This window comes from Nonomuraea polychroma (assembly GCF_004011505.1).
Lineage (GTDB): Bacteria > Actinomycetota > Actinomycetes > Streptosporangiales > Streptosporangiaceae > Nonomuraea > Nonomuraea polychroma.
In genome coordinates this window covers 357,000-371,558 of the sequence record NZ_SAUN01000001.1, presented here as the reverse complement: position 1 = coordinate 371,558, position 14,559 = coordinate 357,000, and the positions used below count along the sequence as shown (strand labels likewise).

Annotated in this window: 10 protein-coding genes; 7 read left to right on the top strand and 3 right to left on the bottom strand. The window is 69.6% G+C overall.

The features are described 5' to 3' along the window. The first annotated feature begins 2 nt into the window (after positions 1 to 2). The 4 genes from EDD27_RS01650 to EDD27_RS01635 all read left to right on the top strand — a co-directional run bounded on the left by EDD27_RS01650 (position 3) and on the right by EDD27_RS01635 (position 6,305). Positions 3 to 995, top strand: coding sequence for a hypothetical protein (locus EDD27_RS01650; RefSeq protein ID WP_127930733.1), 993 nt, complete (start codon positions 3 to 5; stop codon positions 993 to 995). Next, positions 988 to 3,717, top strand: coding sequence for a P-loop NTPase family protein (locus tag EDD27_RS53835; protein WP_164903427.1), 2,730 nt, complete (start codon positions 988 to 990; stop codon positions 3,715 to 3,717). Before EDD27_RS01650 ends, EDD27_RS53835 begins: the two co-directional genes overlap by 8 nt. Before the next feature lie 102 nt (positions 3,718 to 3,819). Further along, the gene (locus EDD27_RS01640; RefSeq protein WP_241563808.1) at positions 3,820 to 5,052 is read left to right on the top strand and encodes an FxsB family cyclophane-forming radical SAM/SPASM peptide maturase; all 1,233 of its coding nucleotides are present in this window, start codon (positions 3,820 to 3,822) and stop codon (positions 5,050 to 5,052) included. Then, positions 5,049 to 6,305, top strand: coding sequence for an HEXXH motif domain-containing protein (locus tag EDD27_RS01635; protein ID WP_164903426.1), 1,257 nt, complete (start codon positions 5,049 to 5,051; stop codon positions 6,303 to 6,305). Before EDD27_RS01640 ends, EDD27_RS01635 begins: the two co-directional genes overlap by 4 nt. On the opposite strand, the gene fxsT is transcribed toward EDD27_RS01635, so the two are convergent. Beyond that, complete coding sequence (gene fxsT, locus EDD27_RS01630) at positions 6,302 to 8,815, bottom strand: FxSxx-COOH system tetratricopeptide repeat protein (protein WP_241563807.1); 2,514 nt, start codon at positions 8,813 to 8,815, stop codon at positions 6,302 to 6,304. The two genes, EDD27_RS01635 and fxsT, sit on opposite strands and share 4 nt — an antisense overlap. Positions 8,816 to 8,970: 155 nt before the next feature. On the opposite strand from fxsT, the gene EDD27_RS53830 reads away from it, so the two are divergent. Both EDD27_RS53830 and EDD27_RS01625 read left to right on the top strand, forming a co-directional pair. Further along, the gene (locus tag EDD27_RS53830; RefSeq protein WP_164903425.1) at positions 8,971 to 9,126 is read left to right on the top strand and encodes a hypothetical protein; all 156 of its coding nucleotides are present in this window, start codon (positions 8,971 to 8,973) and stop codon (positions 9,124 to 9,126) included. Between the two features lie 137 nt (positions 9,127 to 9,263). Beyond that, complete coding sequence (locus EDD27_RS01625; protein WP_338324629.1) at positions 9,264 to 11,312, top strand: ATP-binding protein; 2,049 nt, start codon at positions 9,264 to 9,266, stop codon at positions 11,310 to 11,312. A gap of 10 nt (positions 11,313 to 11,322) precedes the next feature. Here the strand turns inward: EDD27_RS01625 and EDD27_RS01620 are convergent, their stop codons facing one another. Continuing rightward, on the bottom strand, positions 11,323 to 12,762 hold the full coding sequence (locus EDD27_RS01620; protein WP_164903424.1) for an MFS transporter: 1,440 nt from the start codon (positions 12,760 to 12,762) through the stop codon (positions 11,323 to 11,325). A 296-nt stretch (positions 12,763 to 13,058) separates the two neighbouring features. Between EDD27_RS01620 and EDD27_RS01615 the strand changes: the two genes are divergently transcribed. Continuing rightward, the gene (locus tag EDD27_RS01615) at positions 13,059 to 13,856 is read left to right on the top strand and encodes an AAC(3) family N-acetyltransferase (protein ID WP_164903423.1); all 798 of its coding nucleotides are present in this window, start codon (positions 13,059 to 13,061) and stop codon (positions 13,854 to 13,856) included. A gap of 120 nt (positions 13,857 to 13,976) precedes the next feature. Here the strand turns inward: EDD27_RS01615 and EDD27_RS01610 are convergent, their stop codons facing one another. Then, positions 13,977 to 14,456, bottom strand: a complete 480-nt coding sequence (locus tag EDD27_RS01610; RefSeq protein ID WP_127930729.1) for a GNAT family N-acetyltransferase — start codon at positions 14,454 to 14,456, stop codon at positions 13,977 to 13,979. Between the last annotated feature and the right edge of the window lie 103 nt (positions 14,457 to 14,559).

The following is a 14,559-nucleotide window of genomic DNA, read 5'->3' as shown; positions in this document are numbered from 1 at the left end:
CGATGCACGTCACCGACGCCCGCTACGAGCTGTACGGGCTACGCTCGGGCAACCCCTACGCCGGCCGCCCCCTGGACCCCCTCACCTCCGAGGACGACCGCCTGCTGGAGCTCGAGGGCTTCATCCGGCTCGCCACGATCGAGGCGACCGTGAAAGGCGCGGCGGACGCGAACAAGCCGGCCTTCTTCCTCATCACCGGCATGGGCAACAGCGGCCGGACCTCCCTGGCGAACCACATCATGTACCGCTACCAGCACGCCAGGGCCGCCCGCCTGCCCTGTTTCAGCCTGGTCACGCACTGCGCGGAGCGCGGCGAGATGACGCACGACGCCTATCGCACGCTGCGCTCCACGCTGCTCTCGTTACGCGCCAAGATGCGTGCCAACCAGATCGACGTGCCGCTCCCGCTGGCCGAGATGTTCACGGACCTGAGCAAGAGGCCGCGTTCGCAGGCCATGGACGACTACGAGCTGCAGGAGATCGCCGACTACGCCGCGTCCATCTTCGCGGCGCACGACATGGGCTTCGGCATCCGGTACGAGGGCGTGGCGACCAAGGAGCTGATCATCCAGGCCACCAGGGTGTTCGAGAACGCGAGCACGGTCGTGGTGTTCACCGTCGACAACTACCGGCACGCGACCGCCGTACAGCTCACGAGGGCGGACCGGCAGGAGTTCGCCAGGCGCGGGCACATCACCGACCTGAGTCCGCTGTCCGCCGCTCAGATCGCGGCGCTGGCCGACCACCGGTGGACCGGTCGCCGGCCCTCCCCCTTCGACTCCGAGGGCGTCTGCAAGGCCTTCCACGAGCATCCCTGCACCATCGGCCTGGCCCTGCGCCACCTGCACAGGCTGCTCGACACCCGGCTGCGCCAGTACGACGGCGACGAGCCGTGGCCGACCGACGGCCTGCGGATGGATGAGGACTGGCTGCTGCTCAACATGCGCAGGGACGAGACATGGTACGGACCGGGACCGGGAGGCTTCCGTGGCTGAACATCTCACCCGCAACCCGTTCCCGGCCCGTGGCACGGCCAGCGCCGAGGAGACGATCCTGCCGGAGACGTTGCGCGCGTGGGCGGAGCGTACGCCGACCGCGCCGCTGCCCGGCGTGCGTGACGCCGAGCGCCTGGCCGAGGCGTACGCCCAGGATTTCCCGGACGAGGCGACCCGACACGGCGGTCTCGGCTGCCTGTACGGCGCCCACGGCGCGGGCAAGACGCACGCGGCCCGCCACCTGATGGCCACGGTCCACGTACGGGAGCCCGAGGCGGTCCAGCTGTACGTACGCTTCCAGGACGACGATCTGGTCGCCGCCTACCGCCGTCTGGTGCCCCAGCTGTCCCAGGGCCTGCTCACCGATCTGATCGTGCGCTACCTCGGCACACTCGCCGGCGACCAGGCAGCGAACGCGGGCATGGCCGGCGATCGGCGCTCGCTCATGTCCGCACTCGACACCGAGCCGACACGGGTGTTCGACCTGTTCGACGCCCACCTGATCGAGGCGGGCCGGGTGCTGGAGGCGCAGGCCAGGGAGATCGCCGCGGTGACGGGCGACGGGGAGCGCTTCCAGCGGGCACTGTCGTTCCTGATCCGGCCCGAGTTCTCCGACGCCGCCTATGACTGGTTGTGCGGGCGGCCGATCGGCCTGGACGCCGCCCGGGCGCTCGGCGTGAGCCGGCAGATCGACGATCCCCAGACCTGCCGCTACGGCCTGCAATTGCTGGCCACGCTGGTGACCCGCAGCGGCCGGCCCTTCGTGATGGTCTTCGACCAGTGCGAGAAGTTCCTGCTGGAGGACGGGGTCCCGGTGCCGCCGAACCTGGGGCTGCTGCAGAGCCTGGTCGAGGTGGTCCCGCGGGCCGGCGGGCTGCTGCTCCTCGTGGCGAGCGCGGCCGGCTGGCAGGCCATGCCGCCGGACCTGCACCAGCGCATCGGCCCTGGCGCCATCCACATGATGCCGCTCGTGCCCGACGACGCCCGGCTCGTGCTGCGGGTCTACCTCGACGCCGTGCGCCCGACAGCCCGTGAGGACATCAGGCCGATCACCGAGGCGGGCCTGCGGGAGCTGCTGCGCCACAGCGGCGGCAATGTCCGGCTGCTGCTCCAGCTGGCCTGGGCGAGCTACGAGGCCGCTCGGGGCGCGGACATCGACCCGGAGGTCGTCGGGACCGCCGCGCTCCGCTACCGTCGCGCCCCCGCGCTGGCCGAGCTGTCCATGCTGGTCGAGTCGAAGCTGCTGGCAGCGGGGCTCGACGCCGAGCGCATCCCCGGCGAGGACAGGTCGGCGACGTTCCGGTTGCCCGGTTCGCTCAGGCCGCTGGTCGTCATCAAGTTGACCGAGGCGGTCTTCTTCGACGACGAGGTGTCCAACGCCGCCGACATGGTGGCGCCGGGCGGGGACATCACGGCCGTCTACACGGCCCTCCTGGTCACCGGGTACGTCAGCCCTCCGGTCCTGACCGCCCTGCGCCGCGTGGTGCACACGGTGCTGGTCGCCGACGGCTCCCCGGCGTTCTCCCGCGAGCTGGACGAGCTCGTGGCCCGGGCCGCGTCCGTGCTGGCGGTCAAGGACCGGCCCGCGTCGGATCCGGCGCTGCTGAGCGAGACATTGCGGGAGCTCAGGGCGTACCTGGAGGAGCTGGGGTCGCAGCGGCGAGGCGAGTCCGTGGCGCTCGGCCGCAAACTCGCAGAGGTCGGCCGGCCGCCGCAACCTGCGGCCTCGGGGTGGCCGGCCAGGCGACGGGACCTGGCCGACCGCATCGCCGAAGCGCGGGCGGCGCGGGCCGCCGCGGACTGGGACGGCTTCCGCAAGGCCCGCCAGCACGTCATCCACGAGTGGCGGACACAGCTCACGCTGGCGATCGTCGCCCTCGTCGCGGCCGTGCTGCTGCTGGCGACGGGCCTCGCGCTCGGCGGGACCACCCAACCTGCCCTGGCCCTGGTCGCGGTGGCCGTCGCCGTGGGGGGCGCCGGGACCGTCCCCGCCGCGAGACTGGCCAAATCGTGGATATTCCGGCGGGGCGCGCCGCTGGACTCCCGGGCCGACCTCGACCAGCTGAGCCGTGAGCTGCGCCGGCACGCCCGCCCCGGCGCCGCCGACCCGGTGATCCGCTACGCCTACGCCTGTAAGGAGGACCCGGACAGGGGATACCCGGCGCTGGTGGACGCCATCCTGGTGGAGCCGCTGGCGCTGGTGCGGCAGGCGATCGGCCGCCGTCTGGCGATGACCGAGCGCTCCCCCGCCGCCTGCGTGGAGGAGGTGCGGCGGGGCCTGCGCGAGCGGACCCCTGAGGTGCTCTCGCTCCTGGCGCGCAAGCAGCACCACACGCATCTGGAGCAGCCGCCGCGCGCGCTCAGGGACCTGCCGCCCGAGCTGCGCGTCCTCGTGGCGCTGGCCAACCCCGACTGGCCGGACCTGGCCGCCGGCGCGACGTCCCAGCATCCCGCCGAGCTGGTGCTGGCCGCGCTCGGCGTGCGCGGGCAGAGCCATCCGCTCGCCCGGGCGTATCGGGGCGGAGTGGGGCAGCTCGCGCCCGGAGAGATCCCGCCGAACGAGCTCAGAGCGGCCGCCCGCCTGCTGTCCCCCCTGGAACAGGACGGGCTGGGCGGCTATCACTGGCTGCCCCTCGTTCCCGAAATCGATGAACTTTACCTATATTTCGAGGAATTGCTATATTACCAAGAGGAAATTCGCTCTTATCGTCACAAATCTTGACTCGTTGGCGAATTCATGAGAAATAGGGACGGGGTGTAGCGCTCCTCCCACGCGATCAACTCAGGTACCGCGATGGGGCGCACGACGCTTAAGGGGTAGCCGTTGTTAGGAAGCCCTGATTCGGGACCGCTGCGCACCACGGAGTTCCCGGATCGCCTCGACGTCGACACGTTACTGGCGGAGGGCTGGAAGCCACTCGCCTTCCAGCAGTTCATCCTGAAGATCCACAGCCGCTGCGACCTCGCCTGCCGGTACTGCTATGTGTACGAGATGGCGGACCAGAGCTGGCGCGCGCGGCCGCGCAGGATGTCCGAGGCCATCGCCGACCGCGCCGTCGAGCGCATCGCCGAGCACGCCTCCCGCCACGACCTGGCGGAGATCGACGTCATCTTGCACGGCGGCGAGCCGCTGCTGGCCGGCCCCGAGCTCATCTCCCGCGTGGTGTGCGGCGTGCGCGGCGCGGTGGACACGGGCACGAGGGTCAACGTCAACGTCCAGACCAACGGCGTCCGGCTGGACGAGGCGTACCTGCGGTTGTTCGAATCCTTGGAGATCCGCGTCGGCGTGAGCATGGACGGCGACGCCGAAGGGCAGGACCGGCACCGCCGCCTCCCCAACGGGCGCGGCAGCCACGCCGTGGTCAGCGAGTCGCTGCGGAGGCTGTCCGCGGGCCCGTACCATCACCTCTTCAGCGGCCTCCTGTGCACGATCGACGTACGCAACGATCCGGTGCGGACCTACCAGGCGCTGCTGGAGTACGACCCGCCGGCGATCGACTTCCTGCTGCCGCACGGCAACTGGGCCACTCCACCGCCGTTCCGCGAACCCGGCTCGCCCGAGACGCCGTACGCCGACTGGCTGATCCCGATCTTCGACTTCTGGTACGACAGCCCCGTCCTGCAGACCGAGATCCGGCTGTTCAGGGAGATCATGCGGCTGCTGATGGGCAGCCCTTCACGTGCGGAGAGTGTGGGGCTGTCACCCGTCCGCATGGTGGTGATCGAGACCGACGGGAGCATCGAGCAGTCCGACATACTCAAGAGCACCTACCACGGCGCTCCCGAGACCCGGCTGCACGTGCTCCGCGACCCCCTGGACAACGCGCTGCTGCACCCGTCGATCGTCGCCCGCCAGATCGGCGAGCTGGCCCTCTCCCCGGTCTGCCGCCGCTGCGACATCGTGTCCACCTGCGGAGGCGGCCTGTACGCTCACCGCTACAGCGCGGCCACCGGGTTCGCCGAGCCGTCCGTCTACTGCGCCGACATGTACCGGCTGATCACGTACATCGCGACGCGATGCGCACGGGACATGGCGCGGCTGCGGGGAGCCGGATGAGCCTCACCCCGCACCAGGTCTCCGGCGCCGCCTTCTCCGGGCTGGCCGCGGGCGCCGGGGGCGCTCAGGCCGTGGCTGAGCTGTGCGCGGCTCAGGCGAGCAAGCACCGTCTGCTGGTGCGCCTGCTCGTGGACCAGGCCCGCGACGACCTGGTGTCCCGCGCTTACGAAGCGCTGTCGAAGATGGAAGCCGACGCCCCGGAGGAGCTCGGCCGTTGCCTGCGCTACCCGGCGGTGGGGGCATGGGCGCTGCGAGCCTGCCGCGGCCAGGCCGACCCCGGGCGGCTGGCGGCGGTCGCGCTGGCCGCCGCGGTGCGCACCCGCACCGCCTGCCGCCTGGCCGTGCCGGTGCGCGGCGGCACGCTGATGCTGCCCTCGCTGGGCCTGCTGGCTCTGCCCGGCGACGTGCCGGACGTGGCCGTGGCCTCCGTCGAGCCGTCGGAGGACGGGGCCGAGCTGCGGGTCGGCGGCCACGTACGCCGTTTGGACCTGACCCGTGACCGGCCCGGCTGGCAGGTCCTCCGTCGTGTGCCGTTCGGGCCCGACGTGCTCATGACCATCGACGACCTCGACCCGTACCGCTGGCCCGGGGACGACGTCGACGAGCGTCTGACGGAGGAGCGGCGGCGGCGCTGGGTCTCCTGCCTGCGCGAGGCCTGGGAGGTCCTGCGGGCCCGTCACTGGACGGTGGGCGGGGAGATCGCCATGGCGGTCTCGGTGCTCACGCCCGTCGTCACGCGCTCGCTCGAACAGCACAGCGCGTCCGCGCGGGACACGTTCGGCACGATCGCGTTGTCCGACCCGATCGACGGGATCGGCATGGCGGCGACCCTGGCGCACGAGTTGCAGCACGCCAAGCTGTACGCGCTGAGCGACGTGGTGGAGCTGACCGGGCCGGACGACGGCCGCCGCTTCTACGCGCCGTGGCGTCCGGACCCGCGGCCGGTGTCCGGCCTGCTGCACGGCGCGTACGCGCACGCGGGCGTCGCCGGCTTCTGGCGGCGGCACACGGACGACGCCGACCACGGGATGCGTGCGCAGGTGGAGTTCGCCCGCTGGCGCGAGGCCGCGTACCAGGTCGCCGGGACGCTCCTGGACAGCGGCGCGCTGACGGAAGCCGGGACACACTTCGTCAGCACGCTGCGTGACACACTCGGCCGGTGGCGGTCCGAGCCGGTCACGGCGGCCGCCGCCGCCCAGGCCCGCCTGCAGTCGGAACGCCACAGGGAAGCCTGGGCCGTCAGGAACGGCTAAATGACCGGCGGATCGAAGTCGGCGCTGAGCCGCTCGCCGGCCAGCAGCGCCAGCGCGTCAGGGTGCTCGCGCCCCATGACCGTCTCAAAGCGCTGCGCCGTCTCCGCCAGCAGCCGCTTGGCCTCGTTCTCAGCTCCTGTCGCCAGCAGGTCCAGGCACAGGTTGGCCGCGCAGACGAGGCTGAGGTAGTGGTCGGGGGTGAAGAACGTCTGGATCCGCCGGTAGTTCTCCTCGCCCAGCACGCGGGCCTCGTCGTGCCTGCCGAGCGCCGCCAGGTCGTTCTGCAGGTTGATCGCACACGTGACGGTGTAATCGTGGTCGGGGCCGAGCCGATCGCTGAGAGCGGCCAAGGTCTTCTCGTTGAGCTCCCGCGCCGCCGCGACCTCACCCGTGAGCCGCAGGAGCAGCGCCACGTCGATCCCGGCCGCATGCGTGAACGGGTGGTCGGCTCCGAACACCTTGGGGTACCGGCCGGCCGTCTGCCGCGCCAGCTCGAGCGCCTCTTCGTACTCGGCGTTCGCACGCAGCACGTTGGACAGGCCGAGCGCGGCCGCCATGGTGTCGGCGTGCTCGTCTCCGAACAACCGCTGAAGGCGGGCGTGAGTGTCCCTCATGCGCTGCAGCGCATCGGCGATCCGGCCGCTTCTGCGTAACGCGATCGCGTAGTCCTTGGCCGCCTGAAGGGTGATGGGGTGATCGTCGCCGAGCTGCGCGACGCCATAGCCGTAGGCCTCCTCGGCCATGTCCGCCGCCACTTGGGACTGGCCGCCCAAGCGCACGACGCTGTTGAGGTTGTTCCACGTCGAGAGCAGGACGCGGCGGCCGACGCCTTCCACGCCGCTCCGGTAGAGGTAGATCTGCCGGAGGAGCTTCTGGGCCTCGTCGTATCTGCTGGTCAGCGCATAGTCCACGGCCAGGTTGTTACGGGCCTGCAGGGTCAGGTTGTGGTCGTCGCCGTGCTGGTGCTGGTAGACGTCGGCCCTCTCGGCGTCGATCTCCTGTGCCCTGGCGAACTCACCGCGCCCACGCAGGGCCGCACCGTAGGCGCCCTTCGCCCACAACGTTTCCGAGTGCTCGGCACCGAGAGTGGCGACCATCATGTCGAGGGCTTCGGACACGATCTTCTCGGCCTCGGCGTACCTGGCCAGCGCCTGGTGGATCAGGCCCAGGTGGATGCGGGCGACGAGCACGTCTTTGTGACGGGCGCCGCTCACCTCCGTCCATTTCTCGATGTACTCGTTGAGCAGCGTCTCGGCCTGGTTGTAGCTGCCGCGTACGTACAGGTAACGCACGAGGTCGAGGGCGAACTTGCGCACGGCCGGCACGGTGCAGTCGATGACTCCCGACGGCTCCAGGTGGGCGGCGAGCTCCTCGAACCGAGCCCAGTTCGCCGTATCGTCGGGATCGCTCGGGGCCGTACCCGACATGAGCAGGTGGACTTCGTGGCGGAGCTCCGAGCGGTCCTTCTCGGGGGTCTCATCCCGCAGCAGCGCCTGGTTCAGCCGGTGGACCTGGAGGGTGCGGGTGGACGGCTCGACCTTGACCAGGGCCAGGCGTTCCAGATGGCTCAGCGCGTTGGTCAGCTCGATCGGGTCCGACAGGATGGGCGACAGCCGCTCTCCCACCGCGCGGTTGCCGCGGCGGAAGACGTCGCGGGGGATCGGCTCCGGGCCGAAGAACGCACAGCAGCGCAGCACCTCGACCGCCGCGGGGATGCGGTCCTGGAGCTGGGAGACCGACAGCTGCCAGGCGGCGGTCATCGACAGCGGATAGGTCGGCGCCTTCTCCAGGCTGAGCAGCCGGCTCGTCTGCTCCTCCAGCAACCCGAGATATTCCTCCACTGACATCAGGGTCCTGCCCAGCAGGGCGGCGGCCTGTTCCAGCGCGAGAGGCAGGTCCCCCAGCTTCTCGGCCAAGCGGTCGGCCTCGCTCTCGCTGATCGCATTCCTCAGCCGCCTGCTGAGGAACGCCCTGCTCTCCTCACGCCTGAACACGTCCACTTCGATGGTGGGCTCATGGTCGCTCCAGCGGGAGTTGCGCGACGTGATGAGGACGTGGCCGGGACCCCGGGGAAGGAAGTCCATGATGTATTCCGGTTCCTCGGCGTTGTCGAAGATCACCAGCCAGCTGCGGAAGGGCGATCCGCTCTCGAGCGCACGCAGGACCGACTGGGTGGCCTGCTCCACGCCGGTGCTGGTCGCCGGCGGCAGGCCGAGAGCCGGCGCCATTGACGCCAGGACCGAGGGAACGAGGAGCGGCTGGTCGGCAGAGACCCACCACACCAGCTCGTAGTGGGAACGATATTGCCAGGCGTACTCGATCGCCAACTGCGTCTTGCCGACGCCTCCGAGGCCCTGCAGCGCCTGAGGCTGAGCCACAACGGCGGTCACCGTGTGCATGCTCTTCCTGAGCGCCGTTAGAAGATCTTTGCGGCCGGTGAAGTCCGGATTGCGCTTCGGAACGCGTTCCCAGACCTTCGGTCCTGGTGAGGGCACGGAATTGTCAGCCACGTCGGTCCTCCGCTTCACGCCCGAAGAGCTATGGGCCCCTATCTTAGAGCTTGATTAGTCGTCCCGTTTATCACAGAATCATAATCAGCGACGTTCACGAGAAAGCGCCTGCATATCGTCCGAGATTTTGGGTGACCGAAAAGGATGGAGCGCACATGCGTGACGGGCACTACGGCTCGAGCATGATCGATGTGAGTTCTGTTTCGCTGCGCGAGATGGCCATGCTGGACAGCGCCGCACTCCGGGAAGCGGTGGCTTCCTGCTTGACCGACGTCAACGACCAGATGGCGGCCTTCCAAAACTCCATCTGATCACCGCGCCCGCCGGCGGACATGTCTTTAATATCCGCGGGCGGGTGTGCTGACCATCTCGCGCATGCGAAGATGTCGCGCATCCTGACTGTCGTGGAGTAAATGTGCGATGGAATGCGGCTGCGAATGAGATCAGCATGGTGACTCCCAGCACGAAGAGACAGCAAACGACACCGACGCCGTACCAGGGCCTGCGGGCATTTCAGCTCGACGACCGTCACAGATTTTTCGGACGTGACGAGGAATCTCGAGAACTACGCAGGTTATGGCAGTCACAGCGGTTGACCGTTCTCTACGGCGCCTCCGGTGTCGGGAAGACCTCGCTGCTCCAGGCCGGCGTCATGCCGCTGCTCGGCACGCACGCGGCGGACGTGCTTCCGATCGGCCGGGTCTCCTACGGAACGGCCTTCCCACGAGCCGCGCTCCCGCCACACAATCCTTTCGTTCTCGCCCTGCTGATGTCATGGGCGCCGTCGGCGCCGCCCAACCGGCTCGCGGGCATGACGATTCCCGCGTTCCTCGAGGCCCGGCCGGTCAAGCGCGACGCCTTCGGCGACCGCCTTCCCATGCTGGTGGCCATTGACCAGGCCGAGGAGCTCTTCGCCGGCGGCCGGCGGAACCGGCTGTACCGGGACTGGTTCTTCGCCCAGCTCGCTGAGGCGCTGCGGGCGCACCGGGGTCTCCGCCTGCTGGTGTCGATCCGCATCGACCGGCTGATGGAGCTCCTCCCCTACGAATGTGAACTGGCCGAGCCCGAGCGGAAGAGCTCTCCGGATGGTCCGGAGCTCGATTGGGAACGCTTCCCGCTGGAGGTGCTGAGCTTCGGCGGCGCTCTGGAGGCTGTGCGGGAGCCCATCCGCGGCACCGGGCGCACGTTCGCCACGGGCGCCGCCGAACAGGTCGTGCGCGACCTCATCACGGTCAGAACGCGTACGAACGGCACGTACGAACCAGAGGGGGTTGAGCCTGTCCAGCTCCAGGTCGTCTGCGAGGCCCTGTGGAAATCCCTGCCGCCGGAGACAGCCGAGATCACCACGAGGGACGTGCACCACTACACCGAGAGAGCTCTGTCCGAATACTACGAAGGGGAGATGAGGCGGATCGCCGCCGAGCGCCTTGACGGCGACGACCGCAGGTTGAGGGCATGGTTGCGGCTGACCTTCGGCGATCAGCCCGGCGGCCGGCAACCGGTCCGGCGTAGTGCGGTGAGGAACGCGGGGCTCGGCGCGGCCGTGATCGCCCAGTTGGTGAAACGCCATCTTCTGAGGGCCGACCAGCGCCGGGGCGAGGGGTCGTTGGAGCTGGCGTACGACCGGCTGGTCCAGCCCGCCGAGCAGGGCGACCGTCCGGCCGACCTGTCCCTGCCCCGGTTGGGGCCCGAGGACTTCCTGCGTGGGGCGGAGGACGCCTTGCGGGAAGACGATCTCCGCCGGGCGGCCAAGCTCGGCGAAGAGGCGCTGGCCCGGTCGAAGGAGGACGACCTGCGGCTGCGCGCGCGGATCGAATCGATGCTCGGCAATGTGGCCCATGAGCGCGGCGATCTGGAGGCCACGATCGCGCACTACAGCGAGGCGGCCAAAGCCTTCGAGACCGCCGGGGCGGTGGGCGCCGTGGGGCCTCTGCTGACGGCCATCGGACGGCTACGGCTGGCCCAGGGCTTCCCCGCCGAGGCCGTACGCGAGCTGCACGCCGCGATGGTGCGCGTGCCCGCGGATCTGTCCATCCAGACGGAGCTGGCATGGGCCCTGTGGCACGGTGGCCACCTGGAAGCGGCCGTGGGGGTGCTCGACAGCGTGCTGGACAGGGAGGGCAACAACACCGACGCCCTGCTCAGCCGTGGGCAGATGCTGGCCGGCATGGGCAAAGCGAAGGCCGCGCTACGCGATCTCGACAGGGCGAAACCCCTGCGGTGGCCGTTCGCCAAGGTCGCGCACGCCCTCGCGCTCGCCCAAACCGACAGCATCCCGCAGGCCCAGGAGGAGATGATCGAGGCGCTGAAGGAGGCCTCAGATCGCGATCCGGAGGTGGCGCACGGCCCGTTGCTGCTGTACGCGGCCAAAGTCGAGCACCTGGCGGGCCAGACCACGTCGGCGGTCGGCCTGGCCAAGCGGGCGATCTCGGCGCGCGCACCGGCCCTGCCCGACCACCTGGCGAACGACGCGAGACAACTGGTCGTCGGCGGCTGATTCGCGGCGCCTACACGTTCGCCGGGCATGGCCGCGACGAGCTGAGGGACGACTCGCGCGATGACTCTCTGACTGATGGCTCATGCTGGAACTCCTGAGTGCGGGACACCTCAGGCGGAGGCTCCACACACAGAGCCGGCACGGGGGCATGCGTCGGCACGGGCACCCGGCGGTTCTGGCTTAACGGGCCGGGCAGGCGCGGGACCAGCGCTTCGCGTGCCTTCGGAGAGCACGAGATCAACACAATGGCCGACATCATCACGACGAACAACGCGGACGCGCCGCCTGTCACGCCGTACCAGGTGACGAGGAGACCGCCCAGGGGGGCGGCGAGGCAGATCGCCGCGTGGGCGGACAACCGCGAGACGCCGACGACGCGAGCCAGCGTGCGAGGATCGATGCGATTGACCTCCACCTCACGGATCGCCACGTTGCTCCACGCGCCCCCCATGCCGGTGATGAAGAACGCCGCGGCGAAGAACGGCAGCCACGCGCCCACCCAGGTGCCCAGTGCCGCCAGGAAGAGCGCGACGCCCCAGATGCACATGTGCACCAGCAGCACGGAACGCGGTGGACTCCTGAAGAAGGCCAGACCGGCTCCCACCGCCCCCCCGACGCCACCCGCGGCGAGCACCACGCCGATCGACAGCGAGGACAGCCCGTGGGACCCCGCGACGAAGACCATCATGAGAGTGTTGATCATCAGATTGGTGATCGTGATCAACAGGATGGAGCTGCGGAGAAACGGCTGCCGCATGAGCTCGCGGAAGCCTCCGGACAGATCCCGCAGCTGCGAGGGACCCGCGGGCGTGCGCTCGGACGGGCGTCGCACGCTGAGGAACAACCCCCAGGAGACGACGAAGAGCGCGGTGTTGAGCGCAAAAGGGAAGGCACTGCCGAGGCCGAACAGATATCCGCCCACCGGCCGGCCGAGAAGCGAGCCGACATGGGTCGCACCTTCGCTCTTGGCCAGCACGCGCCGCATCGTGCCCGGATGCGCCAGCGAGGGCAGCAGCGACGACTCGGCCAGTGTGTAGAGGGCCCACATCGCGCCCTCGACGGCGGCGGCGATCATGATGTGGATCAGCGACAGATGCCCGAAGATCATCGTCAGGAGGACGGTGCCCACCGTTAGTCCCCGCACGAACTCGGCGACGAGCATGACGCGCCGGGGGGATATTCGGTCAACCAGAAGCCCGCCCGGTATGTAGAGGATCAGGATCGGGACGGTAAAGGCGAATCCCGCCCAGCCCGCGGCGATCGGCGAGTTGCCCTCGGCCAGGGCCAGGAGCGGATAGGCCACGCTGAGGGTGCGGGTGCCGAACGTGGAAACAGCCGATCCCGTCCAGAGCAGATTCAGCTCGACGTTCCTTCGCAGGCGCCGGATCCGCCGCCAGCCTCCGCCTGATCCCTCCGGACTCCCCTCCCCAGTGGTTTCCTCTGGGGTCATGACCATACGGTCATCGAAAGGGGTGGCCACAGTGACAGCCCGATCCTGGAGTATTTCGGACGGCAGTATTTCCGGCTGGAGCTGCTGCCGAGGACCCGTCAGAGTATAACCAGGAATTCTGTGCGCTGACATAGCGAGCAGCTCTGTGGCCCGCCATCCGAAAGGAAACACCTGTTAAAAGAGCTCGTTACGATGGCCGTTTCAACGGCATTGTAGACCGTTGCGCAAAATGCTCCACCAATAGCCCTTGTCGCCACGATATACTAAAATCGCCCCAAAGCGGGATAGGTGTCGATATGTTGGACGTTGACCGGTTAGCACGGGACTTCGCCGCATTGGGTGTGGGATTCGGGCAGGTCGTGTTGCTGCATTCCTCGCTCAAGAGCCTCGGCCGCTCTGAGTGCGGGGCGGGCACGGTCGTCGCGGCGCTACGGAAAGTGCTCGGTGGCGACGGCACACTCGTGGTTCCCGCCGGCACGTCGGGCAATTCCGACACCTCTCCCCTCTACCGTGCCGCCGTGGCCGGGATGACCCCGGACGAGGCCGCCGCCTACCGCTCCCGCATGCCGGCCTTCGATCCGGCCACGACCCCCTCCCATCAGATGGGACAGATCGCCGAGCACGTGCGTACGCTGCCCGGGGCTCTGCGCAGCGCGCATCCGCACACGTCCTTCGCCGCCATGGGCTCGCGGGCGGCCGAGATCATCGAGGGGCACGACCGCGACTGCCTGCTCGGCGAGCGGTCCCCGCTCGCCCGCCTGTACGACGCGGGCGCCCTGGTCCTGCTGCTGGGCGTGGGCTACGACAAGTGCACGGCCTTTCACCTGGCCGAATATCGCTACACCGCCAGCCCGCCGCGGCGCCGCTACCGTGCGGTGGTGGACGACGGGAACGGGCGGACGTGGTGCGAATTCGAGGACGTGGCCGTGGACGCGAGCGACTTCGCCGCCCTGGGCGCGGACTTCGACGAGACCGGTGTCGTGCGGCGGGGCCGGGTCGGTGCGGCCGAGGCCCGGCTGTTCTCCCTGCCCGCGGCCGTTGCCTACGCCGTCGACTGGCTAGCCTCCCACCGCGACGCCCCCGCCGGGGGCTAGCTCTACGCGGCGAGGCACCGCTCCGGCCGGCACCACGCGGCAGGGCGCGGCTCGGAGCCGGGTCCAAGTGGCAGGGCGCTACCGAGCCCGGTCCAAGTGACAGGGCGCTACCGAGCCCGGCTAGCAGGCGCGGCTCATCACCACGCGCGGGGCGACCTCGATGCCCAGCTCCCGCTCATGCACCACCAGCGCCCGCAGCTGCGGCCCCCACTCCTCCTCGGGCAGCACGGTGAAGCCGTGGCGCGCGTACCAGGGCGCGTTCCACGGCACGTCCCGGTACGTCGTCAACGTCACGTGCGGTGCGCCGGCCGCCCCCGCATGGTCGATCACCGCGGCCATCAGCCGCCCGCCGATGCCCTGGCGCATGTTGTCCGGATGGACGGCCAGCTGCTCGAGATGCAGGTTGCCGTCCACCCATCCGATCAGCGCGAACCCGACCGGCGGCTCGCCCTCGACCAGCACGGTGCCCGGATCGTCCACTTCCTCGATCATGGTGGTGCCGGGCGGGAAGGTGATGCCCACCTGCTCGAACAGCCGATCCGCGGCCAACTCGATCGCCACCAGCCCGGCCAGCTCACCGGCCTCCGCCCATCGCACCATGCCGACACGATCTCATGTTTCGGGCGGATCGCGCCGCTCGTATTAATGTTGATGATCGTAGGCCCGGCTGTGCGGAGCCGGGACCCTCTCCTCACGACGTGCC

Coding starts and splice junctions, on each gene's coding strand:
- EDD27_RS01650 (WP_127930733.1), top strand. CDS start 3: ATGCACGTCACCGACGCCCGCTACGAGCTGTACGGGCTACGCTCGGGC.
- EDD27_RS01635 (WP_164903426.1), top strand. CDS start 5,049: ATGAGCCTCACCCCGCACCAGGTCTCCGGCGCCGCCTTCTCCGGGCTG.
- EDD27_RS53830 (WP_164903425.1), top strand. CDS start 8,971: ATGCGTGACGGGCACTACGGCTCGAGCATGATCGATGTGAGTTCTGTT.
- EDD27_RS01625 (WP_338324629.1), top strand. CDS start 9,264: ATGGTGACTCCCAGCACGAAGAGACAGCAAACGACACCGACGCCGTAC.
- EDD27_RS01620 (WP_164903424.1), bottom strand. CDS start 12,762: ATGACCCCAGAGGAAACCACTGGGGAGGGGAGTCCGGAGGGATCAGGC.
- EDD27_RS01615 (WP_164903423.1), top strand. CDS start 13,059: ATGTTGGACGTTGACCGGTTAGCACGGGACTTCGCCGCATTGGGTGTG.
- EDD27_RS01610 (WP_127930729.1), bottom strand. CDS start 14,456: ATGGTGCGATGGGCGGAGGCCGGTGAGCTGGCCGGGCTGGTGGCGATC.